At 67.5% G+C, this 26,174-nt stretch carries 24 protein-coding genes and 1 tRNA gene; 7 read left to right on the forward strand and 18 right to left on the reverse strand.

All coding sequences use genetic code 11. The annotated features are described in order from the left end of the window. Positions 1-43: 43 nt before the first annotated feature. Together ASC79_RS03860 and ASC79_RS03865 are read right to left on the reverse strand one after the other, a co-directional pair. Entirely contained in the window at positions 44-1,522 is a 1,479-nt protein-coding gene (locus tag ASC79_RS03860; protein WP_235528735.1) for a TolC family outer membrane protein, read from the reverse strand. A 174-nt stretch (positions 1,523-1,696) separates the two neighbouring features. Beyond that, a complete protein-coding gene (locus ASC79_RS03865; RefSeq protein WP_056019936.1) occupies positions 1,697-2,269 on the reverse strand; it encodes a protein-L-isoaspartate O-methyltransferase in 573 nt (190 codons plus the stop codon). A 148-nt stretch (positions 2,270-2,417) separates the two neighbouring features. Between ASC79_RS03865 and ASC79_RS03870 the strand changes: the two genes are divergently transcribed. Next, a tRNA-Cys gene (locus ASC79_RS03870) sits at positions 2,418-2,491 on the forward strand. 54 nt (positions 2,492-2,545) lie between these two features. After that, entirely contained in the window at positions 2,546-2,941 is a 396-nt protein-coding gene (locus ASC79_RS03875) for a hypothetical protein (protein WP_056019939.1), read from the forward strand. Between the two features lie 21 nt (positions 2,942-2,962). On the opposite strand, the gene ASC79_RS03880 is transcribed toward ASC79_RS03875, so the two are convergent. Next, a complete protein-coding gene (locus tag ASC79_RS03880; protein ID WP_056019943.1) occupies positions 2,963-3,664 on the reverse strand; it encodes a response regulator in 702 nt (233 codons plus the stop codon). A gap of 214 nt (positions 3,665-3,878) precedes the next feature. On the opposite strand from ASC79_RS03880, the gene ASC79_RS03885 reads away from it, so the two are divergent. After that, on the forward strand, positions 3,879-5,972 hold the full coding sequence (locus ASC79_RS03885; protein WP_056019945.1) for a catalase: 2,094 nt from the start codon (positions 3,879-3,881) through the stop codon (positions 5,970-5,972). A 112-nt stretch (positions 5,973-6,084) separates the two neighbouring features. Further along, positions 6,085-7,296: an acyl-CoA dehydrogenase family protein gene (locus tag ASC79_RS03890; RefSeq protein ID WP_082532030.1), complete on the forward strand. Its 1,212-nt coding sequence runs from the start codon at positions 6,085-6,087 to the stop codon at positions 7,294-7,296. Positions 7,297-7,301: 5 nt separating this feature from the next. Here ASC79_RS03890 and ASC79_RS03895 read toward each other — a convergent pair whose 3' ends face one another. The 8 genes from ASC79_RS03895 to ASC79_RS03930 form a co-directional block, all read right to left on the reverse strand. Beyond that, positions 7,302-7,859 carry a TetR/AcrR family transcriptional regulator gene (locus ASC79_RS03895; RefSeq protein ID WP_056019951.1) on the reverse strand — a complete coding sequence of 186 codons (558 nt, stop codon included), beginning with the start codon at positions 7,857-7,859 and terminating at the stop codon, positions 7,302-7,304. A 104-nt stretch (positions 7,860-7,963) separates the two neighbouring features. Then, positions 7,964-8,797: a ChbG/HpnK family deacetylase gene (locus tag ASC79_RS03900; RefSeq protein WP_056019954.1), complete on the reverse strand. Its 834-nt coding sequence runs from the start codon at positions 8,795-8,797 to the stop codon at positions 7,964-7,966. A gap of 10 nt (positions 8,798-8,807) precedes the next feature. Further along, positions 8,808-10,079 carry a hypothetical protein gene (locus tag ASC79_RS03905; RefSeq protein WP_056019957.1) on the reverse strand — a complete coding sequence of 424 codons (1,272 nt, stop codon included), beginning with the start codon at positions 10,077-10,079 and terminating at the stop codon, positions 8,808-8,810. Continuing rightward, a complete protein-coding gene (locus ASC79_RS03910; protein ID WP_056019960.1) occupies positions 10,076-11,038 on the reverse strand; it encodes a BadF/BadG/BcrA/BcrD ATPase family protein in 963 nt (320 codons plus the stop codon). Before ASC79_RS03910 ends, ASC79_RS03905 begins: the two co-directional genes overlap by 4 nt. A gap of 180 nt (positions 11,039-11,218) precedes the next feature. Next, on the reverse strand, positions 11,219-14,044 hold the full coding sequence (locus ASC79_RS03915; protein WP_082531919.1) for a TonB-dependent receptor domain-containing protein: 2,826 nt from the start codon (positions 14,042-14,044) through the stop codon (positions 11,219-11,221). A 38-nt stretch (positions 14,045-14,082) separates the two neighbouring features. After that, positions 14,083-15,072, reverse strand: a complete 990-nt coding sequence (locus tag ASC79_RS03920; RefSeq protein ID WP_056019966.1) for a lipopolysaccharide assembly protein LapB — start codon at positions 15,070-15,072, stop codon at positions 14,083-14,085. Between the two features lie 46 nt (positions 15,073-15,118). Continuing rightward, the gene (locus ASC79_RS03925; RefSeq protein WP_056019969.1) at positions 15,119-16,180 is read right to left on the reverse strand and encodes a dipeptidase; all 1,062 of its coding nucleotides are present in this window, start codon (positions 16,178-16,180) and stop codon (positions 15,119-15,121) included. Between the two features lie 174 nt (positions 16,181-16,354). After that, complete coding sequence (locus ASC79_RS03930; RefSeq protein ID WP_056019971.1) at positions 16,355-16,834, reverse strand: Lrp/AsnC family transcriptional regulator; 480 nt, start codon at positions 16,832-16,834, stop codon at positions 16,355-16,357. Between the two features lie 206 nt (positions 16,835-17,040). Between ASC79_RS03930 and ASC79_RS03935 the strand changes: the two genes are divergently transcribed. Next, positions 17,041-18,597: an aldehyde dehydrogenase family protein gene (locus tag ASC79_RS03935; RefSeq protein ID WP_082531920.1), complete on the forward strand. Its 1,557-nt coding sequence runs from the start codon at positions 17,041-17,043 to the stop codon at positions 18,595-18,597. A gap of 203 nt (positions 18,598-18,800) precedes the next feature. Here the strand turns inward: ASC79_RS03935 and fixJ are convergent, their stop codons facing one another. Beyond that, positions 18,801-19,409, reverse strand: a complete 609-nt coding sequence (gene fixJ, locus ASC79_RS03940) for a response regulator FixJ (protein WP_200937073.1) — start codon at positions 19,407-19,409, stop codon at positions 18,801-18,803. Beyond that, positions 19,402-20,901 (reverse strand): PAS domain S-box protein, encoded by a 1,500-nt coding sequence (locus ASC79_RS03945; RefSeq protein WP_082531921.1) that lies wholly within the window; start codon positions 20,899-20,901, stop codon positions 19,402-19,404. The genes fixJ and ASC79_RS03945 overlap by 8 nt, the downstream gene beginning before the upstream one ends. A gap of 122 nt (positions 20,902-21,023) precedes the next feature. Between ASC79_RS03945 and ASC79_RS03950 the strand changes: the two genes are divergently transcribed. Together ASC79_RS03950 and ASC79_RS03955 are read left to right on the forward strand one after the other, a co-directional pair. Next, positions 21,024-21,713: an alternative oxidase gene (locus tag ASC79_RS03950; RefSeq protein WP_056019982.1), complete on the forward strand. Its 690-nt coding sequence runs from the start codon at positions 21,024-21,026 to the stop codon at positions 21,711-21,713. Between the two features lie 14 nt (positions 21,714-21,727). Continuing rightward, the gene (locus tag ASC79_RS03955; RefSeq protein ID WP_200937074.1) at positions 21,728-22,099 is read left to right on the forward strand and encodes a response regulator transcription factor; all 372 of its coding nucleotides are present in this window, start codon (positions 21,728-21,730) and stop codon (positions 22,097-22,099) included. Here the strand turns inward: ASC79_RS03955 and kynA are convergent. From kynA to ASC79_RS03980, 5 genes are all read right to left on the reverse strand, one after another. Then, on the reverse strand, positions 22,096-22,902 hold the full coding sequence (kynA, locus tag ASC79_RS03960; protein ID WP_056019987.1) for a tryptophan 2,3-dioxygenase: 807 nt from the start codon (positions 22,900-22,902) through the stop codon (positions 22,096-22,098). The two genes, ASC79_RS03955 and kynA, sit on opposite strands and share 4 nt — an antisense overlap. Further along, on the reverse strand, positions 22,899-24,125 hold the full coding sequence (gene kynU, locus ASC79_RS03965; RefSeq protein ID WP_056019990.1) for a kynureninase: 1,227 nt from the start codon (positions 24,123-24,125) through the stop codon (positions 22,899-22,901). The genes kynA and kynU overlap by 4 nt, the downstream gene beginning before the upstream one ends. Positions 24,126-24,177: 52 nt before the next feature. Then, positions 24,178-24,534, reverse strand: coding sequence for a DUF6285 domain-containing protein (locus ASC79_RS03970; protein ID WP_056019993.1), 357 nt, complete (start codon positions 24,532-24,534; stop codon positions 24,178-24,180). Continuing rightward, complete coding sequence (locus ASC79_RS03975) at positions 24,531-25,520, reverse strand: phosphotransferase family protein (RefSeq protein ID WP_056019996.1); 990 nt, start codon at positions 25,518-25,520, stop codon at positions 24,531-24,533. The genes ASC79_RS03970 and ASC79_RS03975 overlap by 4 nt, the downstream gene beginning before the upstream one ends. Positions 25,521-25,596: 76 nt before the next feature. Continuing rightward, positions 25,597-26,154, reverse strand: coding sequence for a hypothetical protein (locus ASC79_RS03980; RefSeq protein ID WP_056020000.1), 558 nt, complete (start codon positions 26,152-26,154; stop codon positions 25,597-25,599). Positions 26,155-26,174: the final 20 nt, after the last annotated feature.

The following is a 26,174-nucleotide window of genomic DNA, read 5'->3' on the forward strand; positions in this document are numbered from 1 at the left end:
CCTAATCGCCTCTCAGGCGAACGGCGCCCGAAAATCTTTAACCCTATTTCGGGGCGGCGGGCGGCTGAGCGGTGGTCGGCTTCTCGACAGTCTTGGGGGTGAAAACCCCGTCCACGATCGCGATCGGCTCTTCCCACGGCACCCAGCCCCAGGTGATGCGGTTCTTGTTGAAGTTGGTGGTCGGATCGTAGCGGGTGACGCCGGCGTCGAGCATCGGCGCTTCCAGGCGGCCCATCTGCGCGAGGACCAGCGAGGTGGCGACGAACTCGTCGCGGCGCGCGCTGACCTGAGACAGTTCGGCGTTCCGCAGTTCCTGCTCGGCGTTCAACACGTCGAGGGTCGTACGCAGGCCGACCTGTTGCTCTTGCTTGGTGCCTTCGGCGGCGATTCGAGCCGCCTTCACCTGCTGCTCGGTGGAGGTGATGTTGGCGCGGCTGGCCAGATGCTGGTTCCACGACTGAGTAAGGCCTTGCATCACCGCGCGGCGCGCGACTTCGACGCCGATACGGTCGGCGTTGTTGCGCTCCATCGAGGCGCGGACGCGCGACGAAACCAGGCCGCCAGTGAACAGCGGCACCGTCAGTGTGGCCCCTGCCCGCACGGCGCGCGATGAATCAGAGCCGGACCAGGGATCGGCTTGGCCGCTGTAGCCCACCGACCCGGTGAGGCCGAGGTTCGGCATGCGCTCGGCCCTGGCCGCGGCCAAACGCGCGCGGCTGGCTTGCTCGGCGTACTGCGCCTGCCGGATCTGCGGATTGTTGATCTCGGCCGCTTCGTAGGCCTGGGCGACGTCCGCCGGCAGCAGATCGGCCAGCGGCGGCTCGGCGGCGAGGTCGCCCGGGTTCTGGCCCACCACCGCGGCGTAGACGGCGCGGCTGGAGGCCAACTGCGCCTGCGCCTGGGAAAGTTGGGCGTCGGCCGCGGCCAAACGGGCCTCAGACTGGGCGACGTCGGTGCGGGTGATCTCACCCACGTCGAATCGCGCCTTGGACTCGTCGAGCTGGCGCTGGAGGACGCGGACGTTCTCTTCGCGGATGCGCAGCCCTTCCTGGTCGCGCCGCGTGTCGGCGTAGGCCTGGATAACAGACTGCACCACCGACGCTTCGGTGCGGCGCAGTTGCTCGCGCCCAGACAGGATATCGGCCTCGGCGGCGTTCACGGCGGCGGCGACGCGGCCGCCCGTATAGAGCGGCTGGCTCAGTTGCAGGGTCGCGGTGGCGCTGTTGTCGTCGCGGCGGCCGGCGACCAGCGTGTCGCGCACGCCATCGCCGTTGGTGTCGACGAAGTCGCCCTGGCCGGGGGTGCGGAGATCGGCGTAGGCCACGCCGCCAGTGATAGAAGCCTGCGGGCGATAGCCGGACCGCGCCTGCACCCAGTTCTCGTCGAGGGCCCGCTGCGTGGCGCGCTGCGCCTGCAAGGTCGGGTTGGAATCGTAAGCGAGTGCGATAGCCTCGGCCAGGGTTTCGGCGGACGCCGGCGACGCGATCGCGAGCGCAAGTCCTGCGCTGTAGACCGCGGCCAACAAACCTCCGCGACGACTATTGAACATGGTTATCCCCGAAACGGCGTAGTGAGACCGGGTCCTATATGACCGGCTATTCAGCGCCGGACTAGTGGGCGCGACCTTAAGCTTTTTTCACCCCAAGGTTTCGGACATGTTTCACGTGCGCCATCTGCACGCGAGGATAGCCTCGACCTAGAACGCAAAGCCCGCCTTAGGCTCGAAGCCAGGCAGAACAGGAGCCATGGCGTCGAACAGCGTCCGCCGACCAAAGCCGTCGTCGCCGCGGACATAGTAAACAGCTTGGCCGGTGGGTCCGTTCCGTTCGATGACCAGAAGCCGGCCGCCGGGGGCCAGGGCGTCGAGCCAAGTCGTAGGGGCCTGGCTCACCGCGCCTTCGACCACGATCAGGTCGAACTGACCGCCGGGAGGCGCCTTCAGGTCGTCGGCGTCGAAGCGTGTCACGTTCAGACCAATGGCTTCCAGAACCGCTGCTGCGTACGGCGCGGCGATGGCCAGGACGCGCTCGCCCTCCACCGGCTTGGCCGCCTGGAGCATCTTGGACACTTCCCGCGGACGCAGCAGGTAGCGGCCCGGCGCGTATTCAGCGTCGACGTCGGCATAGGCCTGAAAGGCCTTGTCGGCCGGGATCAGGGACTCCCGCGGAAAGGCGCGCATGACGTCGTGCAAGCGCACGTCGGTCACGTCGTTGGTGCGAACTTGGCTCTCGACCATGTTGAGCCGGGCGGCGGCGAAATCGGCGGCCATGATTCCTCGACGGGGGCAGACGCGGGATACGAAACTAGGCGCGCTTATAGGTCCGCCCCCGACATGAAGGCAATCGGGCCATGAGAGAGGATTGCAGCGAGCGGTCGGTTCTGTTAGCGATCCGCCCTCCCCGGCTCCGGCCGGCGGCGGCCTGATGGCGGAGTGGTGACGCAGCGGACTGCAAATCCGTGCACCCGAGTTCGATTCTCGGTCAGGCCTCCAAATTTTCCAGATAGTTAGCGATGTGGCGAGCCAGCCGGCTCGCTACCCGAGCCGTTGCGCAGCGCGGCCCGCGATGGCGATTGCGCGCAATGCGGCCTGAGTCATTCGCCCTCCGGCCGCCGCGCCGTGCTACCCTGGACCATGGAAGAAAAGCGAAGAAACGATCTGGCCGCGGACCGCGCGGAAAAGTACGCGCCGCGCCCAACCGGGGGCGCCGTGATGGCCGGGGCGACGGGCGCCGGACTGCTGCTCGCCGCCGATGCGGTCATCGGCGGCTTCTACGGCTGGCGCCTGCGAGACCACCTTTTGCTGCTCGCCATCCTGATGGGCTGCGGTTTCCTGCTCGGCCTGTTTGTCTTCCTGCGGCTGAACCGGCTCAATCGCCGCGCGCGCCACGCCGAACGCAGGCAGATCGACCTCGATGCGCAGAACGACCGCTCTGCGAGCTAGATCAATGGAAGAATCAGGGGCCTAGCCGCCCTCCCGATTTCGCCCCAGCAGCGGCGTCGCCAGCGTGATCGCGGCCAGCAGTTCGGCGGCCTTGAAGGGCTTGCCAAGGAAGCCGACCGCCAGCTCCTGAGTCACCAGATGCTCGTTGTGGCTCCCGGAAATGAACAGCGCCGGGGTCCCCCAGCGCTCGAAGAGAACCCGAGCAAGCTCAGCGCCGCTCGACTGCTCAGCCAGCTCTACGTCGATGATCGCCAGGTCGATGGCGTGCAGCGCCGCCTGGCTGATCGCCACCTCGGCGCCGATGGCGTGCGCCACGACGCGGTGCCCGGCCTCGGTCAGCGCCTCGACCATCGCCGGTCCCAGATCGGGGTCGTCTTCGACCACGAGCAGCGAAAGCGGCTCCTGGCGGCGCTTGAACTCATCGTGCCGGCGGCCGGTCGATGGGAGGTAGACCTTCGGCGCCAGGCCGATGGGCGCGGTTGACGCCAGGCGCTCGGCTTCGGCGCCGAACTCCCGGGCGATGAGCGGGCGCACCCTGCGCCAGATTTCCGGCGCGTCGGCCTCGCCCACGTCCAGATCGAGGATCCGCGCATAGGCGGCGAGTTCACCGCGCACGCGCTCCGAGGCCATGGGCGCTTCGGGTTCGAGCAAGCCATCATAGGCCCGGCAGAGATCCAGGTAGGCCTGCTCGCGGACCACCGCGATTCCCGTGTCCATCGTCATAGTTCTACTCCCGTCTTTGCCCCCGCCTCGAATGTCTATCGAGGGAGCCGCGTATGACCCGCGCGCTCCGGCAACCGAACTCACAAGCCCGACAGGACCGATCACTTTGGCGTAAGCGCCAGCGTACCGGCGCTATCTGGAGCCTCCAGGCGACCATTTCGGCAGGCCCGCGTTGGAGAGTGCACACCCCTCTCCCCGAAAGCAGGAGCGCACCATGCCCAAGCGTGAGAGCCAGCCGTCGTCCGCCGACTCGTCAGTCGGCCTCGGCGGCGAGACGCACCAGACCGCATCGACCCCAGAGACGCGCATCACCACCAATCATGGCGTCCCCGTCAGTGACGACCAGAACTCGTTGAAGGCGGGGCCGCGCGGCCCCTCGCTGCTTGAGGACTTCGTTCTTCGCGAGAAGATCCAGCACTTCGACCACGAACGAATCCCCGAGCGGATCGTCCACGCCCGCGGCTCGGCCGCGCACGGCTATTTCGAGCTGACGGAGTCGCTGAGCAAGTACACGCGAGCCAAGATCCTGACCGAGGTCGGCAAGCGAACCGAGGTCTTCACCCGGTTCTCGACGGTGGCCGGCGGCGGCGGTTCGGTCGATACGCCCCGCGACGTGCGTGGCTTCGCCGTGAAGTTCTACACGGTCGAGGGCAACTGGGACCTCGTGGGCAACAACATCCCGGTGTTCTTCATCCAGGACGCCATCAAGTTCCCCGACCTGATCCACGCCGTGAAGATGGAGGCCGACCGCGGATACCCGCAGGCGGCCAGCGCGCACGACACTTTCTGGGACTTCATCGGCCTGATGCCGGAGAGCACCCACATGGTCATGTGGGCGATGTCGGATCGCGCCATCCCACGCAGCCTGCGGATGATGGAAGGTTTCGGCGTCAACACCTTCAGGCTGTTGAACGACAAGGACGAGCCGACCTTCGTCAAATTCCACTGGCGTCCTGCCCTGGGAACGCAATCGACCTGCTGGGACGAAGCGGTGAAGATCGCCGGCGCCGATCCCGACTACCACCGCCGCGACCTCTATGAAGCGATCGCCGATGGCGCGTTTCCGGAGTGGGAGTTCGGCGTCCAGCTGCTGAGCCAGGCCGACGCAGACGCCCTGCCCTTCGACATCCTCGACGCGACCAAGTTGATCCCCGAGGAGCTGCATCCGATCAAGGTGGTCGGCCGCATGGTGTTGAACCGCAACCCGGACAACTTCTTCGCCGAGACCGAGCAGGCGGCTTTCCTGCCGACCAATATCCCGCCGGGCATCGACTTTTCCGAAGACCCGCTGCTGCAGGGCCGGCTGTTTTCCTATCAGGACACCCAGCTCTCGCGGCTGGGGAGCGTGAACTTCCACCAGCTGCCGATCAATCAGGCCAAGGGCTGCCCGTTCCAGAACATGCAGCGCGACGGCCACATGCAGACCCAGGTGTTCAAGGGACGCGCGAACTACGAGCCCAACAGCCTCGCCCTCGCCGGCGAGGAAGGCGGTCCGCGAGAAGACCCGCAGGGCGGCTTCCGGACCGCGCCGATCGCCACGGAAGGAACGAAGGTGCGGCTGCGAGCCGAGAGTTTCGCAGACCACTACTCGCAAGCGCGGCTGTTCTATCGCTCGCAGACCAAGATCGAGCAGGCCCACCTGGCCAGCGCATTGGTGTTCGAGCTCTCGAAGTGCGTAGTGGAGCATGTGCGCACGCGCATTCTGGCCAACCTGCAGAACGTCGACGGCGACCTAGCCGCGCGGGTGGCCGAGGGCCTGAACGTTGCGCTTCCGCCGCCCTCCAAGCCGGCGGCCGAACCGCAGGACATGAAGCCCTCGCCGGCGCTGAGGATCGTCGGCAAGTACCCTGACAGCCTGAAGGGACGCGCGGTCGGTATTCTCGTCACCGACGGCGCAGATGGTTCGATCGTCGCCGCGCTGCGCAAGGCGGCTGAGGCCGACGGGGCCAGCGTGAAGATCATCGCGCCCAAGATCGGCGGGGTTCAGCTTAAGGACGACAAGACCCTGGCAGTGGATGGCCAGCTCGCGGGCACGCCGTCCGTGCTGTTCGACGCGGTCGGGATCGTGGTCTCCGAGGAAGGCTGCGCCGATCTGCTGACCGAGAGCGCGGCGATCGACTTTGCGCACAACGCCTTCGTTCATCTCAAGGCGATCGGCTTCAGCCAGGAAGCCCAGCCCCTGCTGGACAAGGCCGGTGTTGTCGCCGATGCCGGCGTCGTCGATCTCGGCGGCGGCGCGGACGCGTTCGTGCCGCCTGCACGCACGCGTCAGTGGGACCGGGAGCCGAAGGTGCGAAAGCTCGCCTAGGGAGACGGTCGGAGGGCCTGCGCGGTCAAGAAACCGCGCAGGCTTACGCGACGGGCGCCTTGCGGCGCGAGCCCCAGCCAATAGTTTGTCCGCAACGAGCGGAGGAATGGACATGGCGGATTTCGGAAGCGACCTGGGACTCGAGGACTTCCGTGCGCAAGCCCGCGCCTGGCTGGAGGAAAACTTCCCCGCCTCGCTGCGCGGCAAGCCGGGAATCGCCTCCGCGCTCATGGAAGGCGAGCCGCCGCAGGGCGACGTCCTGCTGTGGATGAACCGCATGGGCGAAAAAGGCTGGGGCACCCCGACCTGGCCCGCCGAATACGGCGGCGGCGGCCTCAGCGGCCAGCAGGCGCGCGTCCTGCAGCAGGAGATGGCCAGGATCGGCGCCTTCAACCCGCTGACCTTCGGCATGGGCGTGACGATGATCGGCCCGACGATCCTCGACTACGGGACCGAAGAGCAGAAGCGCAAACACATCCCGCCGATCGTTCGCGGCGAGGTCCGCTGGTGCGTCGGCTATTCCGAGCCGAACGCCGGGTCCGACCTGGCCTCGCTGCAGACCAAGGCCGTCGATGCGGGCGACCACTGGGTGATCACGGGCCAGAAGACCTGGACCTCCGGCGCGCAATACTCGCACTGGTGCGGCTGCCTGGTGCGGACCGACTCCAAGGCCAAGAAGCATGACGGCATCACCTTCATGCTGATCGACATGAAGCAGGATGCGATCGACACGCGGCCCATCGCGCTGATCGCCGGCGCCTCGCCGTTCTGCGAGACCTTCTTCAACGACGCCCGCGCCGAGAAGAACGCCGTGCTCGGCGAGTTGAACGTCGGCTGGACTGTCGGCAAGCGGCTGCTGCAGCACGAGCGAGCGAGCCAGACCGGGGCCGCCAACGGCCCACGCTCGACGCCGATGCATGAGATCGCCAAGCGCTATGTCGAGGTCGACGCCGATGGCCGCATCGCCGACACCGACTTGCGCACCCGCTTGACGCATCACCTGATGGACGCCCAGATCCATCGCCTGACGCTGGCCCGCGTCGCGGCCGAGTCCAAGGGCGCATCGGGCGCGACCAACGCCGCCTCGGTGCTGAAGAACTCGGCCACCAACGTCGCCCAGACCCGCGCCGAGCTGACGCTGGAGATCATGGGACACCAGGGCCTGGGCTGGGAGGGCGAGGCCTTCACCAAGGACGAGATCGAGAGCGTGCGCAGTTGGCTCGGCGGCAAGGCCATGTCGATCTACGGCGGCTCGGCCGAGATCCAGAACAACATCATCTCGAAGCGCATTCTCGGCCTGCCCGACAACACGCAGTCGACCTGACGAGGCTAGGGACGCGGCGACAGGCGGGCTATGACGCCGTCGACATAGGCTCGCATGCCGTCGGCCATCGACACCGCGCCGTCGCTGAGCAGCCATTGCAGGCGCAGGCCGTCCAGCACGGCGGTCATGTTGGCCGCCTCGACCGCGGGATCGAACGCCCCGACCAGGTCGCCAGCCCGGCGGGCCTCCTCGAAGGCCTGGGCGAGCATGTCGCGAAAGCGCTCATATCGGCCCACGAAGTAGGCGTTGATGTCAGAGCCGCCGGACAGGTTCTCGGCCGACAGGGTCACGTCGAGCGCGGTCAGGATGGGGTCCGCCTCCAGATCCACGCCGAACTCCGCCATGCGCCTGAGCAGCGGCAGGCCCTGGACGTCGCGCACCTTGGCCAGCGCCTCGTCCTGCTCGCGGTCGCCCTCGGCGATCACCGCCAGCAACAGATCGTTCTTGGTGGGGAAATGGTAGAGCAGGCCGGCGTCGGTGATCCCGGCCTCCTGGGCGATCGCCGCCAGGCTGGACCCCTTGAACCCTTGGCTGGAAAACAGCCGCCGCGCGGCTTCAAGCACAGCGGCCCGGCGTTCCCGTCCCCGTTGCTGGCGCGTTCCTGGGGCTCTGACGGGGGCAGGTGCTGGGGTCATTCACGTCATCTCGCACAGCCGCCGCCCCGGGCTCAAGACGCGGCGCGCTGGAGGTCCCGAAGGGGGCGGAAGCTGATCGGCTTGAAGCCCTGCTCAGCGACAAACCCGGCCATGTCGCGGTCCATGGCCACGGCATAGTCGCCGACCCGTATGTCCGGCTCCTTCTTGTCGTAGCCGCGCAGTTCGGGACCGTCCACGACCGGATGCAGGTTCACCTCCGCCACGCCCGGGCCTAGCTTCGGAAGGGCCGAGCGCAGCAGGTCGTCGGTCGATCGTCCCCACTGCGAGACGAATTCGTCGTTGAAGACGAGGCCTGCGGCGGCGGCTTGGTCCCTGCCTGCAAAGCCGAGCCGCGCCTCGAGGCCTGGGCCCAGCATACGCAGCGGCAGGTCGAATTCCGTGGCGAGTTCAAGATAGATCTCGAAGTAGCGCGGATCGATCTGGTTGGTCCCCATGTGCGAATCCAGGTGGGTGACGTCGACGCCCCAGGCCAGGGCCTGCTCGATCTGGGCACGGCACTCGGCGCGGACGTCGGCCGGCGTGGCGCGGGCAGAGACCTCGGCGACACTGGCCGGCATGAAGCCGTCGGCGTCGTGCAGAGAGGCTCCGCCTGTCAGCGAGCGCCAGCGATAGCCGGGATACTCCGCGGTCAGGGTCAGATGGACCCCAAGATCCAGCCCCGCGAACATATCGACGGCCTCGCGAGCCCAGGCGCAGGGGACCATCAAGGTGCCGCTGGTGGCCAGGCCCGAGGTCATCGCCTCCAGACAGGCGAGATTGGCTGCGTGGCTGGAGCCCACATCGTCGCAGTTGACGATCAGAAGACGGTCCTGCGCCCCGTAGCCCAGGCGTTCGACGAGGCTCATCGCTTCCCCCTCACTCATAGGCCAAGCCGTGGGCCGCCAGCAGATCGTCCAGCATCGGCTCGGCGATGTCGATATCGCCCACCAGAGGATGGGCCAGCAGCGCCTGCAGCGCCACATCGCGGCTGCGGGTGATCGCCGCCTTCACCGTCAGGGTCTCATGCGCCTTTACGGCCTGAACCAGCCCCCGGTAGGCCAAGGGGATCGCGCCGACCGGCAGGGTCCGCGCGCCGGCGGCGTCGACATGACAGACGGTCTCGACCGCCACATCGTCGGGCAGCCCGGCGACCGCGCCCTTGTTCAGCGCGCTCATGACGATCTTCGCGCCGCGATCGTTGAGAATGGCGTCCAGGGTGTCGAAGGTGACGCCGCTGTACCCCTCCCCGCCCCGCCGGATCAGCGCGGGCGGCTTGGCGGATACCGCCGGATCGGCGGCCTGCGTCAGCACCTCGGCCTCGATGTCCATCACCGCCTGAGCGCGGGTGCGTTCGGCCAAGACCATGGCTTCGAACTCAGCGCGGCGATGGAAGTAGAGGTCGCCGTACTTCTCCACCGGGATCGCGCCCAGTAGCGGGGCGATCTTCAGCGCCGAGGCGAACAGGGCGTCATTGGCGGTGTAACTGCCGGCGAGATGAGCGATGGCCCTGGCCGTGACGTCCTCGTCGCCCGCGGTGATCTGGTGAATGAAGCCCAGATGGTTGAGACCGACGCTGGCGATCTGCACCTCGCCGAACACCGGGGCCAGGATGCGGCGCAGACGGTGCTGGAGCAACGGGATCGAGGAACAGAGGCCAAGCAGCTTGGCGTCGGTGTGGTTCAGCACCGCCTCGGTCACGATGCCGCTGGGATTGGTGTAGTTGAGGATGAAGGCGCCCGGCGCGACCCGCGCGATCGTGCGGGCGATTTCGATCATCACCGGGATGGTGCGCAGCGCCTTGAACATGCCGCCGGGGCCGGTCGTCTCCTGCCCGATCACCCCATAGCGAAGCGGGATGGTCTCATCGAGCTGGCGGGCGGCCATGCCCCCCACCCGAATTTGGGTGACGACGAAGTCCGCCCCGGCAGCGGCCTTGGCGAGATCGGCGCTCTCGCGCACGGCGATCTTCGCGCCCCTGGCGGCGATCATCCGGCGCGCCAACCCGGCCATGACCGCGAGCCGATCCGGATCGCTGTCGGTCAAGCTGATCTCGGCGACGGTGAGGCCTTCCCGCTCCAGGACGCCCTCGACGATCTCGGGCGTGTAGCTGCCTCCGGCGCCGACGATGCACAGGACCACGGACTTCATGATGTGCTCTCCACGGCGACGAGATTTGCGAACATATGTTCCGGATCGAGCCCGCCGGCATGGGCCGCGAGCAGCACCGCCCCCTGCTCGGGCGGCAGTGCGATGGGCGCGAGGGTCGCGTTGGGGACGTCCCGCGCCAGCCGCTCGCCGATCAGCGCCTGGAAAGCGGCGCCGCCCTGGGCGATGACGCCGCCCCCGAACGCCGCCTCGAACGGCTCGGGTCCAATCCGCCGGCCCATGGCGGCCATGGCGAGCACGTAGTCGGCGGCCGCGGCGTCGATCATCTCGAGCGCAGCAGCGTCGCCGTCGGCCCAGGCCTGGAACACGACGGGTGCAATGTTGAAGCGCTTGGTCCGCGCCGCACGCGGATGGCGGAACGCCCACTCGGCGAAGCCCGCGCCCGACACGCCGCAATGCGCCAGGACCCGATCCACCAGCGTCGTCGGAGCGGCGCGGCCGTCGATCATCCGCGCTGTCAGCGCAAAGGCCGCGCGGCGAATGTCATAGGCTTCGGCGATGTCGAGGCTGTCGAAGATCGCCTCGCCGCCGTAGTCGCGGCGATAGGCCGTGGTGATCCCGCTACCGTGCTGCATCAGCGCGACCCGCCGGGACGGCGAAACGCCCCACAGCGCCACGAGCCCGTCGTTGACCAACTGCAGCCGCCCTTGCAGCTCGAACCGCGCGGCGATGAGCGCGTGCTGCTCGGCCTGCTCGTCCGGATAATCCACGCCGCTGAGGCCGACCGCGACACGCTCGACATCGGCCAGAGCAACACCGGCCTCACTGCAGAGCCGCTCCAGCACCCCGCCAACCACATCGAAGAAACGCGCGTTGGGGGCGCCGATGATCGCCGCCCCACGGTCGCGGGCGCGCGCCAGCACTCGCCCCACCTCGTCGCAGAGCACGGCCGCCGTCTTGGCCCCGCCGCTGTCCAGTCCGATGAGAAGACGCCTGCCCAAATCGCCCGCTCCCTAGCGCTCGCTTGGATTTTACCTAGCGATCACTAAGATTATTCGCAACAGCCAAAAGTAAAGCGACCGGCGCGTGGGGTGCGCCGGTCGCTCCAGGGGCGGCCGGGGGGGCTGCCGCCAGTCGGTGCGATCCCAGGCAGCGGGACCGCACCGATGGTTCTTGTGGGCTTAGAACTTCGCCTGCACGCCGACGAAGAAGTAGCGGCCGATCACGTCGTAGGTGTTCGGATCGGTGTTGCCCTCGATCGGCGAGGAGAGCCGCGGGGCTTCCTTGTCGAACAGGTTCCGGATGCCGCCGGAAACCGTGTAGCGGTCGAAGGAATAGGCCGCGCGGATGTTGTGGTAAAAGTAGGCGTCGACTTCCGGCGCGGCGATGCCGGCCTTCGGATTGGCCGCACCCGCGAGGATCGCATTGGCGTACTTGCGGTCCTTCACCGAGGACAGGAACTCGGTCTGCCACGACAGTTCCAGGCCCGAGCTCGCATAGTTGAGCTGGCCGGTCCAACGCCATTCCGGGATCGCCGGGGTGTCGCCGCCGACGGTGCCGACGCGGTCGACGACCGGAGCCGTCGCGTTGGCCTGGAAGGTGTTCTTGTCCACCCAGGTCACGAACAACGAGGCGCGCAGTCGAGCCGGATCGCCGCCGATGCCCCAGTTGTCCATCGTCCAGCCGTAGTTGGCGGCGATGTCGAGGCCCGAGGTCTGCAGGCTCGCGACGTTGGCGAGCGGCACGCCCCAGTCGATGATCTCGTAGGTCGAGCGCGAGCGGGTGAAGGTCCGGCAGAACTCGCTGTTGACGTTGTTGCTGGCGAAGCAGGAAGCAAGCGTCCCCTGCGGGCCGCCGCCCAGGCGCTCGATCGCGTCATCGATCTTGATGTCGAAGTAATCGAGCGTGAGGTTGAAGCCCGGCAGGAAGCTGGGGGTCCAGACCGCGCCGATGGTGACGGTGTCCGAGGTTTCCACCTGCAGGTTCTGGTTCGAGACCAGGCGCGCCTCGATCGCCGCGCCGTTCTGCTGGTACGAGCCGATGGCCGCAGCCGGGACGCCTTGCGCGATGCAGAGCGCCGCCACCTGACCGGTCGGGTTCGCCGTGCGCGAGCACGGGTCGATCATCGCCGGATAGGTGTTGATCATGCCGCCGAACAGTTCGGCGATGTTCGGGGCGCGGGCCGCACGCTGGTAGAGGGCGCGCAGGCGAACGTCGCTGTTGATCCGCCATTCGCCGCCGGCCTTGTAGGTCTCGACCTTGCCCGCGGTGGAGTAGTCTGAGTAGCGGGCGGCCAGTTCGAGGCCGAGGTACTCGACGCCCGGCATGTCGGCCAGCAGCGGAACCACGGCTTCGCCGTAGAATTCGGTGACGTCGTATTCACCAGCCGTGGCGTTGCGTTCGCCAAAGCCCGCCGAGGCGAAGTCGAGCAGAACCGGCGCGGGGTTGTCGTTGCTGGAGACCGAGCGGTGCTCGGCGCCGAACGCAACGCCCACGTCTCCGGCCGGCAGCGAGAACGGCGAGCCGGAGATGTTGGCCTGCAGGATCTTCTCGGTGAGCTCGGTCGTCGAAAGGTTGTCGACACGCAGGAAGTCGACGAGAGCCGGCGACCAGTCGGTCAGGTTCGTGACCAGCACGCAGCGCGGATTGCCGCTGGCGCAGCGGGTCGGATCGGTGATGCTGGGGGTCGAGGCTTCGACGAAGGTGCGGCGCGAGATGTCGCCCTTCTGGACCTCGGTGGTCGCCAGGTGGCTGTAGCTGTAGCTGGCGTCCCACTTCCAGTCGCCGAGGTTGCCTTCGAAGCCGCCCAGAACCCGGTACATGTCGCGGGCGAAGGCGATTTCACGCTTCGGGAACTGGCTCGGCGCTTCGAAGCGCAGGGCGAACGGGGCCGTCGGGTTGGAGCGCGCGGCCAGCAGAGCCGCCATCTGCGGGCTGACGAACGAGGCGTTGTACGGCAGGCCCGGGACGTTGGTGGTCTCGCGGATGTTCGGTGCGGTGCGCGCCAGGATCGCGCTGGACTTCACGTTGTTGAAGCCGAACTCCAGGTAGCCCTGGATCGAGTCGGTGAAGTCGTAGGTGCCGCGGCCGTAGACGTTGGTCCGCTGCAGCGGGATCTGGATCGCGTAGTCCTGCTGAAGCTCGTAGTTGGTGTCCGTCGCCGTGATGAACGGACGCGGGATCAGGTTGTCCAGAGCATAGTCACGGTTGGTGAAGCCGCCCGCGCCGTTCGGCGTCGGGACGCCGATCAGCGTGCCGCCGACGCGGCCGGCGGTGCCGCTGCGCACGAAGACGCCGTTGGAGTCGATCGTCGAATAGCGCGACAGCTCGCGCTCGTTGCCGCGCAGGGCCGAGCGGTCCTCGTAGTTGATGTACATCATCACGCTGGCGCGGTCGCCCGAGGCGCCGAACGTCAGCGACGTGGACCAATCCTGGGCGTCGCCCTGGCCGGAGATGCCGTACTGGCCCTCGACCTGCAGGCCGTCGAACTTGTCCTTCAGGATGAAGTTCACGACACCGGCCATGGCGTCCGAGCCATAGACCGCCGAGGCGCCGCCGGTGACGACTTCCACCCGCTCGACCAGCGAGGCCGGGATGTTGTTGACGTCGACGATGCCCTGCTGGTTCGAGGCCATGAACCGCTTGCCGTTGACCAGCACCAGGGTCCGCTTGGCGCCCAGGCCGCGCAGGTTGAGGTTGGCGGTGGCGTCGGCCTGGCCCGTGACGTTGGTCGACTTGGTCGCGCCGGCGACCAGCTGCGGCAGCGTGTTGAGGTACTCTTCGACGCTGGCCGAACCGACCACCTTGATGTCCTCGCCCGACACCGTGGTGACCGGGCTGGAGCTGACCAGGTCCTGGCGCGCGATCCGCGAGCCGGTCACGACCACTTCCTCGACCGCGTCCTGGGCCATGGCCGGCGTCGCCGCCGCCATGATGGCGATGGCGGCGACGCCGCATTTCAAGAAGGCGCTACGCCCATAGTTCTGCATCTGACTAATCCCCGTCATTTTTTATCTGTTGTTGGCCGCCCCGGCGGCCGGCGCCCTTAGGGCTTCTCGTTGCCGAACAGCAGGACCCAATCGGCCTCGGCCTGGATGCGCGCGAAGAACGACCAGGTCGAAATTTCCATGGCCTTGCGCAGGTGCGGCTTGGCTTTGTCGTATTCGGCGCGAAGGATGTAGTACTGGGCCAGGCTGTAGCTGGTGGAGGACTTGATGCCGTCCGAGTTGCTGAAGGCCTTGCCGGTGTCGCGCTCGGAGTAGAAGTCGAGCGGGTCACGTAGCTTCTTGAACAGCTGAATGCCGTCGAAGTAGTTGTTGCCCTCGGGATTGTCCCGCAGGTCGTACAGGTCGATATCGTAGTTCTTCAGAAGCTCCTTGGCCTCGGCGTAGTGCGTGCCGCGAGCCAGGGACAGGTACTCCCAGTACAGCGAAGCGGTGACATCCGGCGGACCGCCGGTGCCCTCGCCGATCTCGCCGGCGCGGCGGAACCACTTGGCGGCGTTGTCGAAGTCGTGCTTGGCGAAATAGGCCTGGCCCAGGTGGTAGTAGGTGTAGAACTGCACCACGTCAGGGCTGGCCGGGAACGGGCCGAGCTTCTCGCGCTCGAGCGGCTTGTTCTCATAGAGCTTGGCCGCGCGCAGGCCGTCCTCGATCGACTTGTCGAACTCGCGGATGCTGAAGTAGCGGTGAGCGCGGTGGCGCAGCAGCTTCGGCGCATCCGGGTACTTCTTCAGCGCGACGGTCAGGACGTCGATGGCGTCCTTGGGCAGGCCCTGATAGCCGAGCAGGCGCGCATACCAGGTGGCGCTGTCGACGGTCATGTCGGCCTGGTAGGCGGCCTTGGCGTCGTCGGCCGCCTTCTGCAGGTCATCGCCCGAACCGACATTCACCGGGTTGCGGCCCTTGGCGTAGAGCGCCTGACCGAAGAGGTCCTTGCCCTGATAGCTGTCGGCCGGTTGTGCGGACGCCGCGCTGGCGCCGGCCAGCATCGCCGCAGCCGCAACGCCCGCCAGGGCGAACCTGAAACCACTCATCGAAAATCTCCCAAAATAATCACACACATGCGCCCGGGGGGACGGCCTACCCGATCACGTCGCGGTAGAGCCGGCGGACGTTGTTACCCATCAGCTTGTCGATCTGCGCCTGGCTGTAGCGGCGCTGGCGCAGCTCATCGCGCACCACGTCCATGCGGCGCGGGCCGTTCATGCCGTCGAGGTACAGCGGCCAGTCGTCGGCCGAGATCTGCGAGCCTTCCTCGTGCAGCAGGATGCGCAGTTCCTCGGCCGTATCGGGGATCACGCGATGATCGCGATCGCTGCCGATGCAGACGTGGTCGATGCCCGCGACCTTCACCGCATGGTCGATGTGGTCGAAGTAGACGTGGCGGTTGTTCGCCTTTTCGCGCGTCAGGAAGGTCCGGATCTGGGTGATCCCGACCAGCCCGCCCTTGGCGGCCACGGCGCGCATGTTCTCGTCGGTGGTGTTGCGGCGATGATCCCACAGCGCCTTGCAGGCCGTATGGGACACGATCAGGGGGCGCTTCGAGGCCTCGACGGCGCCGGCCATGGTCTTCATGCCCGCGTGCGAGAGGTCGATCAGGACGCGCTCGGCCTCCAGGCGCGCGACCATCTCACGGCCGAACGGCGTCAGGCCCGGATCCTCTTCGACGAAGCAGCCCGCGCCGGAGCGGTTCAGGTCGTTGTAGGTCAGCTGAATGCTGGTGACGCCGCGGGCGCGCAGCACCGCGATCTGGGCCGGATCGGCCTCGACCGGCGTCGAGTTCTGGAGGTTGTAGAAGACTGCGATCTTGCGTTCGGCCGCGGCCTTGTCGACGTCGGCGGCGCGGATGGTCCGGATGAACTGCGCCGGCCGGCCGTCGTAGTAACGATCATAGGCGTCGATGTCGGCGTTGGTCTGGGCCAGCGACTTCGCGGCCTCGACCTTGGGGTCGGTGACGGTCACGGCGATAGCGCGGGTGCCGCTGGCCAGGATCTGCTCGACCAGTTCTGGCGTGTAGACCGTGCGCATTTCGCCGAGGGCGTCGAACACGACGGCGGGGTCGGCTCCGGCGAAAGCCCGCGGAGCGGAGGCGAGCGTCGCGCCAGCCAGCGCAGCCTGCAGCAGTCTCCGTCGCGTCGCCATCGCACCCCTCCCCTGCGGGACGCGAAACGCGTCCCGTCAAAGGCGATGCCGACGGCAATCTGTAAGCTGAAAGCCCCGCCTTCCTTTACATATTAGAATGGCGACTTTCGATTTTGGCAAGCAACTTATGCAGAATTGTAAAGATTGGCAGGGAATGAACTACCAATCTGAAAGCTATCGGCCGACAGGCTGCCCCACGCTGGCGGGCAGGAAGGGCAGATCCTTCTGCGAAAAGTTCTCGGACAGGACCATGTAGGTCTGGGTGCGCACGACACCGTCGATCAGCTCGATACCGTGGAGAATCGCTTCCAGGTCTTCGTACTGGCCGGCCTCGAGCTCGACGATGACGTCGAATTCGCCGGTGATCGTGCAGACGTAGCGCACGGTTGGGAACTTCATGATGACGTCGAGGATCTCTGCGGACCGGCGCGGTTCGCGGTTCAGCAGCACATAGGCGCGGATCGGGGCGTTGGCGAAGGTCGGCCGCAGTTCGACGGTGTAGCGGCTGATCGCCACCTCCTCGAGCTTCTTCATCATGTTCTGGAGGGTCGGCCGACTCACGCCCAGCTCCTTGGCCAGGTCGGTCACGCTCTTGCGCGCGTCTTCGCGGAGAAGCTGCAGCAGCTCTTGTTCGCGCTTGGAGAGAGTCGTCATCAAAGGCCGTGTTCCTGCTGGTCGCTCTTGCGCGCCGTCGCACGCGCCTTCTGTTCTAGTCCGCAATTTCCATCACGGAAAAGCGTGATCGACCATGCGTGACGATTTGGTCAAAATATTTGCAATTTGCAAAGACACGCGCCGCATGTAGAAGCAATCTGACAAGCAGGGGCGCTGTTCGCGCCATATCCCGGATCATCGAGTTCATGTCCAACGGCGCGTCGCAAGCCCTTTACGCCCCTCTCCCCGCCAATGTCGATATTGCTCGCCCGGCAGCCCGTGCGGCGTTTTTGCAGGCGTTCCTGGGCGACCAGAGCGGCGGCGACCTCACCGTCGCCAGCCCGGTCGACGGGGCCGTGCTGGCGCGGCTGAAGAGCGACTCGCCTGCGGAAATCGACGCCAAGATCGCGCGCTCGGCGCGCGCGTTCGAGGCCTGGCGGCAGGTTCCGGCCCCGCGCCGCGGCGAGTTGATCCGCCGCTTCGGCGATACGCTGCGCGCCGCCAAGCGCGACCTGGCCCAGTTGGTCACGCTCGAATGCGGCAAGGTGCTGAGCGAAAGCCTCGGCGAGGTCCAGGAGATGATCGACATCTGCGACTTCGCGGTCGGCCTCTCGCGCCAGCTTTATGGCCTGACCATCGCGTCGGAACGCCCCAGCCATCGCATGGCCGAGACCTGGCACCCGGCCGGTCCGGTCGGGGTGATCAGCGCGTTCAACTTTCCCGTCGCGGTCTGGGCCTGGAACGCGGCCCTGGCCATCGTCTGCGGCGACAGCGTCGTCTGGAAACCCTCCGAGAAGACCCCGCTGACCGCCCTCGCCTGCCAGGCCCTGTTCGCGCAGGCGACGAAGGACTTCCCCGAAGCGCCCGAGGGTCTGCTGGAAGTCGTGATCGGCGAGCGCGCGGCCGGCCAGGCCCTGGCCGACGATCGCCGCCTGGCCGTGATCAGCGCCACCGGATCGACCCGCATGGGCCGCGAGCTCGCGCCGCGCGTCGCCGCCCGCTTCGGCAAGGCGATCCTGGAGCTCGGCGGCAACAACGCCGTGATCGTCGCCCAGAGCGCCAACCTCGACCTCGCCCTGCGCGCCATCGTCTTCGGCGCCGCGGGCACCGCAGGACAGCGCTGCACCACCACGCGGCGCCTGTTCGTGCACGAGTCGCTGCACGGCGACCTGACCGAGCGGCTGAAGCGCGCCTATGGCTCGCTGCGCATCGGCGATCCCTTCGATGACGGCGTCCTGGTCGGGCCGCTGATCGACCGCGCCGCGTTCGACGCCATGCAGGCCGCGCTCGACGAGGCCCGGGTCCAAGGCGCTGTCGTCACCGGCGGCGAGCGTGTGCTGGCCGACGTCCACCCCGACGCCTTCTACGTCCAGCCGGCGATCGTCGAGCTCGCCTCTCCGGACGCCAACGTGATGAGCGAGACCTTCGCGCCGATCCTCTACGTCATGCCCTATGCGGACGTGGCCGATGCGATCGCGCGCAACAACGCCGCCCCGCAGGGGCTGTCGGCGTCGATCTTCACCAACGACCTGCGCGAGGCCGAACTGTTCACGTCGGCCCTGGGCAGCGACACCGGCATCGCCAACGTCAACCTCGGCACATCGGGGGCCGAGATCGGCGGCGCGTTCGGCGGCGAGAAGGAGACCGGCGGCGGACGCGAATCCGGCTCCGACGCCTGGAAGGCCTACATGCGCCGCCAGACCCAAACCGTGAACTACGGCTCGGACCTGCCGCTGGCGCAGGGCGTGGAGTTCGCAATCTAGGCGGGTCCGTAGAAGCCCTTAAGGAGCACTCACGAATGTTCCCGAGGGCTCGCTAGCGCCACCTTGAGCTCCATCAGAGAGGAGCTCACCATGCCGTTCGACACCATGTACCTGGCGCTGGTCATCATCGCCTTTTCGACCTTCGCCCTGACCCTGGGCGGCGTCGCGATCTGGAGCTCGGCGGGCGCCAAGGCCCCAAAGGGCTAGCCCCGCTCAGCCAGCATGGCCATCCGCACCAGCTCAGAGAGGCTGGCGGCCTTCATCTTGGTCATGACGTTGGCGCGGTAGATCTCGACGGTGCGCGGGCTGATCCCCAGGTCGTAGGCTATGACCTTGTTGGCGTGGCCCGCCACCAGACCGCCCAGCACCTCGTGCTCGCGTCCCGACAGCGTGGCGATCCGGGCCGCGATCTCGCTGGCCTCCGCAGCGCCCTGCCGGTCCTTCTCGCCATCACGCAGCGCCGCGCCGATCGCAGACAGCAACACCTCGTCGTCGAACGGCTTCTCGATGAAGTCGGCGACGCCCGCCTTCATCGCCTCGACCGCCAGAGGCACGTCCGCGTGCCCGGTGATCATCACGATCGGCAGCCGAAATCCCTGCGCCTTCAGCCGGCGCACGAGCTCGATGCCGGTCATTTCCGGCATGCGCACATCGGTCACGACGCAGCCGCTCCGCACCTCGGGCAGCGCTTCGAGAAAGGCGATGGCCGAATCATAGGTGCGCGCCTGCAGATTCGCGGTCTCCAGAAGGAAGGCCAGGGAATCGCGGACCGCCGGATCGTCGTCGATCACATGCACCAGCTCGTCAGCCATCAAGTTCCTCGTCCGCAACGCTGCGCAGCGTGAAATGGAAGGTGGCGCCGCCGCCGGGCGTAGGCTCCACCCAGATACGGCCGCCGTGCGCCTCGACGATCGTACGCGAGATCGACAGCCCGACACCCATGCCATGCCGCTTGGTGGTGATGAAAGGCTGGAAGAGCTGCTCGGCCACTTCGGGGCTGATTCCCGGCCCGGTGTCCGACACCGTCACCAGCGCCTGCTGATCCTCGGCGGGGCGCGAGATGATCTGCAGCTCGCGCCGGGGCGACTCCTCCATGGCGTCGATGGCGTTGCGGATGAGGTTGAGGATCACCTGCTGCACCTGCACCTTGTCGGCGAGCACGTGCTTGACCGTGGGATCGAGGTCGAATGAGACGCGCACCCCGTGTTCCTTGGCCCCGACAAGGGCCAGGGCGCCGGCCTCCTCGATCAGCTTGGGCAGGCTCTCCACCCGCCGTTCGGTTTCGCCGCGGGCGACGAAATCCCGCAGCCGGCGGATGATCTGGCCCGCGCGCAGGGTCTGCTCGCCCGCCTTGTCTAGCGCCTCGCTCAGCCGCTCGGTGGGAACCGGCTCGGCGGCCAGCAGCCGAACCGATCCGCGGAGATAGTTGGCGATCGCCGAGAGCGGCTGGTTCAGCTCATGCGCCAGGGCCGAGGCCATCTCGCCCAGGGCCGTGAGGCGCGAGATGTGGACCAGTTCGGACTGCAGTTCCTTAAGCCTCGCCTCGGTCCGTTCGCGCTCGGTGAGGTCCCGGACGAAGCCGGTGAAGAAGCGCCCGTCGGCTGTGCGCATCTCTCCGACGGACAGCTCCATAGGGAACGTCGCCCCGTCCTTGCGCTGGCCGACGACGACGCGTCCGAGGCCGATGATCCGGCGTTCGTGCGTGCGGTAGTAGCGCTCCAGATAGCCGTCGTGCGCCTCCCTGTGCGGCGCGGGCATCAGCAGGCTGACATTGCGCCCGATCGCCTCGGACGCGGACCAGCCGAACATCTGCTCGGCGGCGCTGGAGAAGGACTGCATGATCCCCTGCTCGTCGATGACGATCATCGCGTCGGGCACGGTGTCGAGGATGGAGCTCAGGTGAGCCTCGCGCGCGGCGAGGTCGCGGTTGACCGCGATCGCCTCCCGCCGCGAGCGCTGGAAGGATTCGCCGCCGACCACGATCGCGCCGGCGACTCCGGCGAAGACGATCGCGCTGGCGAAGTCGGCGTGGCTGATCGGTCCAAGGCGCTGGGCCAGGAAGAGGCCGCACCAGACGCCCAGCATGGCCGCCAGCGCACCCGGAACGAGCCCGGAGTGCGCCGAGGCCAGCACCACCGCCGGGACGAAGACCAGGAAGGCGACACGGTCGCCAACCACCGGCGCCAGCAGCATATGCGCCGCAACACCTGCAAGTGTGGCCAGGATGGCGACGGCTGCGCCGATCCATACGTTGGACGAGCCGTTCTGCAGGATCCGACGTTCCTTCAACCTGTTGCCACGCATAGCCGAATATCCGAACGGCGCGCGCCCGGAAGCTACGGGATACCCCTTAAGAGGAAGACACGGATTCTGTGCAAACGCCCACGCGGCTACCTGTTTCGCATCATCGGAGCAGGAGCCCGAACATGACTACCCCCCTTGTCGACACCAGCGTCCATCACCAGCCCAAGGGCGTGTCCGACGCCGTCGCCTTTGGTTTCGTGAAGCTGCTGCGGTTCTGCGCCGACACCTTCTTCGCCAAGCGCTACGGCCACCGCGCGGTGGTCCTGGAGACGGTCGCGGCGGTCCCGGGAATGGTGGGAGCCACCCTCACCCACCTCAGGTGCCTGCGCCGCATGTGCGACGACAAAGGGTGGATCAAGACCCTGATGGACGAGGCCGAGAACGAGCGCATGCACCTGATGACCTTCATCGAGGTCAGCAAGCCGACCCTGTTCGAACGGTTCGTCGTCGTGGCTGTGCAGTGGGTGTTCTACCTGTTCTTCTTCGGGCTCTACCTCGTGTCCGCCAAGACCGCGCACCGCGTCGTCGGCTACTTCGAGGAAGAGGCGGTGATCAGCTACACGCACTACCTCGCCGAAATCGACGAGGGCCGCAGCCCCAACGTGCCGGCGCCCGAGATCGCCAAGCGCTACTGGGGGCTGCCCGACACCGCCACCCTGCGCGACGTCGTCCTGGTCGTCCGAGCCGACGAGGCCCACCATCGCGATGTGAACCACGGCTTCGCCAACGAGATGGTCGGCCTGCCGCAAATCCCGGTCGCCCCATGCCCGCCGCACGCTCAGCTCGAGCCGACCTGGAAGGCCGCGGCCTGACCATGGAACCCGCCGTGCGCCCAGCCCCACTCTTCCTGGTGGATGACGATCCGGCCGTGCGCACGGCGCTGAAGTTCGCCCTGGAGATCGACGGCTACCAGGTCGAGACCTTCCCTGACGCCGAGAGCCTCGCGGCCTGCCCGCGGCTCCCGGCCGACGGCTGCCTGGTGGTCGATCTTCAACTGCCCGGGATGGACGGCCTGGAGCTGGTGGAGGTTCTGCGCCGCCGGGCCGTTCGCCTGCCGGCCCTGCTGATCACCACCCATCCGACCGCGCAGGTCCGCAGCCGCGCCCGCGCCGCGGGCGTCGACATCGTGGAAAAGCCGCTGCTGGCCGGGGCCCTGGGCGAAGCGATCAGCCGGGCGCTGACCGCCCCGCCAGCCTAGAGCGCCGTCCGGACCTTGAAGAGCTCGGGGAAGAACGAGCCTTCGAGCGCCTTGGCCAGATAGGCCGCGCCGGCGCTGCCGCCGGTTCCGCCCTTGAAGCCGATGATCCGCTCCACCGTCTTCAGGTGGGCGAAGCGCCATTGCTGGAAGCGGAACTCCAGGTCGACAAGTTTTTCGGCCAACTCATAGAGATCCCAGTATTTCTCCGGATCGCGGTAGACGGCGATCCAGGCCGCCTCGACCGCCGGATGCTCGCGATGCGGCTCGCGCCAGTCGCGGTCCAGCACCTCGGCAGGAATGTCGAAGCCGCGCCGCGCCAGCAGGGCGATCGCCTCGTCGTAGAGGCTGGGCTCGGCCAGCGCCCCGGTCAGCGGAGCGTGGACTTCCGTCCCCTCGTGAACGCGGAGCATCGAGGCGTCCTTGGCGCCCATCAGGAACTCCAGCATCCGGTACTGGAAGGACTGGAAGCCCGAGCTCTGACCCAGGTGCGGGCGCAGGGCGTGATAGTCGCTGGGCGTCATGGTGCCGAGCACGTCCCAGGATTGGATGAGCTGCCCCTGAATGCGGCTGACCCGGGCGATCATCTTGAAGGCCGGGCCCAGATCGTCGGCGCGGATGTGCCGGCGCGCCGCCTGGAGCTCGTGCAGCGACAGCTTCAGCCACAGCTCCGACGCCTGGTGGATGATGATGAACAGCAGCTCGTCGTGCTCGTCCGAGCGCGGCTTCTGGGAAGCCAGCAGCGTATCCAGGCCGAGATAGTCGCCGTAGCTCATCGCCGGCGGGGTGTGCAGTTTCTCGCTCATGTGACCGCCGAGACCTCGTGAAAGCGGGCCTGCCGCCACTCGCCGCGGGCCATGATGTCGGAAAGGATGTCGACGGCGTCCCAGACGTCGACGTGCCGCACATAGAGCGGCGTGAAGCCGAACCGCAGGACATCCGGCGCACGGAAGTCGCCGATCACGCCGCGCGCGATCAGCGCCTGCATGATCGCGTAGCCGCTGTCGTGCGTGAGAGCCACCTGGCTGCCACGCTGGGCGGCGTCGCGCGAGCATCCGAGTCCAAAGCCTTCACAACGCTCAAGAACCAGGTCCAGGAACTGATCGCCCAGCCGCATCGACTTGGCGCGCAGCTGCGCCATGTCGACGCCGTCGAATGCGTCCAGCGCCGCCTCCAGCGCGGTCAGGGCCAACACCGAGGGCGTGCCGCACAATCCCCGAACCACGCCCGGCGCCGGTCGATAGTCATCGCCGAAGGCGAACGGGGCGACATGCCCCATCCAGCCGGTGAGCGGCGTCTCAAAATTAGCCTGCAAGTGCTTGGCGATAAACAGGAATGCCGGCGCACCAGGGCCGCCGTTCAAGTACTTGTAGCCGCAGCCGACGGCGAGGTCCGCGCCACAGCCGTTCAGCTCCACCGCCAGGGCTCCGGCCGAGTGACTGAGGTCCCACAGGGCCAGCGCGCCGACCTGATGCGCGCGGGCGGTCAGGGCCGCCATGTCGTGCACCCGCCCGGTCTTGTAGTGGACATGGGTCAGCAGCAGCAGGGCGACGGTCTCGTCCAAGGCCGCTTCCAGCCCCGCCGGCTCGACCACCCGCAGTTCGACGTCGCCCAGAAAGTCGCGCAGACCCTGAAGAATGTAGAGATCGGTCGGGAAGTTGCCCGGCTCGGTGACGATCACCCTGCGTCCGGGCCGCAGCTTCAACGCCCCGGCGGCGAGCTTGAAGAGGTTCACTGACGTGGAGTCGGCGGCGATCACCTCACCGCGCCCGGCGCCGATCAGCGAGGCGATCCGATCGCCCACCCGCGTAGGCAGATTGATCCAGTCGGCGGTGTTCCAGCTCTTGATTAGGTCACGTCCCCATTCGCCCTGAACTGCCGCCTCCAGGCGGGGCCTGACGTTGCGGGGGAGCGCGCCCAGCGAGTTGCCGTCGAGGTAGATCACCCCGTCCGGCAGGTCGAACAACTCGCGCCGCGCAGCAAGAGGGTCGCGGGCGTCGAGGTCCAGGCAGTCATTGCGGCTCAACATGACGCCGCTCTATCTGCGAACGCCCCCCTCCGCCAGGGTAGGATTTCGCCGCTCAGCCCGGCTCCGGCGCATAGCTCGGCTGATCGATCGCGATCAGCTCGGTGATGTTTGCCCGCAGCGCCGCCAGCAGGCCGGGGGTGGCGGCGTCCATCTCTCCCGCCCGCAAGCGCGCGCAGAGATCGGCGTTGAGGTCGCCGAGGGTTCCTTCACGGCCAAGGATCGCCGACAGCCGCGCGACCGCGGCCGCCTCTGCGGCCGGTCCCTGCTGCAGTTCGCGCCGCACGACGCTCAGGGCGTTGGAGGCCACCCGCGCCAGGAAGGCGTCGCGCGGACCGAGCTGCGGCCGCACGCTGTCGATCCAGCGGGCGACGGCCTCGACCAGTTCCTCGGCTTTCGGATGTTCGATCACAGGCCGTTCTCCAACAGCGTGACGAGGTCGATCTCGGTCTCCGAGACCCGGCGGCCGATCATCGGGCGCTCAACCGAGCTCTCGGCCCCGTTGGCGTAGCTGGCGTACATCATCAGGCACATGACGCCCCACTTCAGCGAGCCGAGGGCCTGCCAGTAGAGCACCCGCGACAGCGGGATCTCACGGCCGCCGGCCTGGGCGTAACCGTCCAGCAGGTCCTGGTAGCGGCCAAAGCCGCCGACCGGCAGGTCAGCCCGTCCGAACCGCCAGGAATTGACGCAGATCCATCCAAGGTCCTCGGCCGGATCGCCAATGTGGGAGAGCTCCCAATCCAAGACCGCGGCGACGCCCTGTTCGGGATCGATCATCAGGTTGCCGTTCCTGAAGTCGCCATGCAGCAGCACGGGCGGCGCCGGCGGCGGCGCGATCTTCTTCAAGTGCTGGAAGGCCAGCTCAAGGATTGGTCGCTCGGCCCCGGACTTCCGATAGACCTCTTCGTAGCGGCCCAGCTCCTCCAGCGCGTCGACGGTCTTCAGGCCCGGCGGCGGCGGCGCAGCATGGATCTGGGCGAGGATCTCGCCGCATTGCCGGGCCAGCCTTGGGCGCACCGCCTCGAACCGGGGATCGGTGACGATCTTGCGGCCCAAGGTCTCGCCGGCCACCCGGCGGGTGATGTGCGCCTCGCCAAGGCCGTCCTCAGGGCGCGCTAGATGGACCAGCGGAGCGACGGGCGCGCCGACCTCATGCGCCGCGGTGATCAGGGCCGCTTCGGTCGCCAGCGAGACCGAACGCCCCTCCTCCGGCGCCATCGGTGCGGTGCGGCGGCGCAGGATCAGCTCCTCGCGCGCGTCCCGGCCGACGAGGACGAAGGCCCAGGTCTCCATGCTGGCGCCGCCGGAGAGCCGCTGGAGGCCTTCGATGCCCGCCCCCTCGCCCGCCAGCTCCGGCGCCAGCCGTTGCAGCCCCTCAAGCACCTGATCCGACATTCGCCGCGCAAGCCTCCCTTGGCCTTGGGCCAGATGAGGACGGGGTTTTGCGCGGCTGTAAACGGCTCTCCCCGCGTCAACCTCGGCTGAAAGTCCAATTGACGCCGCCGGGCCCGCTCAGGGTCAGGGCCCCGCCGGCGACCCGATAGCTGTAGGATTCGCTGGTCGGGGCCTTGGCGCCGCGCGAAGTCTTGGCCGCGTCGCAGCTGTCGCGTGAGCTCTGGGCGCCGCCGGTGACGTCGAAAACCAGCTTGTCGCCGTCGATACGCATCCGGCCCGTTTTCTCCTCCCGAACCAACAGCTTGCAGTCAGGCTTTTGCGTGGAGGCGGGCCGGCTCTTGTCGATCGTCCAGGTGAAACCGCCGTCGGCCCGGATGACCAGCGACATGGCGCGCTGCGTGCGCATCGGCACGAACTCGCTCTGCAGCGTGGTCGTCGTCGATGAGCCGCCGTAGCCGGCCGTGCCGATGACCATGCCCGTCGCCGACATGCTGGGCGAGATCTTCAGCTTCGGAACCAGCGTCAGCTCCTGGCTGTCCGACTTCTGGGTCCAGGCGCCGTCGAGCGCGCCAGCCGCCGCCGGGGCGGCGAGACACAGCGACGCCAGAGCGCCGAACACGAGAAACCGCTGCATGAGGACCTCCAGATTGCGTT

Source organism: Phenylobacterium sp. Root1290, from assembly GCF_001425305.1.
Lineage (GTDB): Bacteria > Pseudomonadota > Alphaproteobacteria > Caulobacterales > Caulobacteraceae > Phenylobacterium.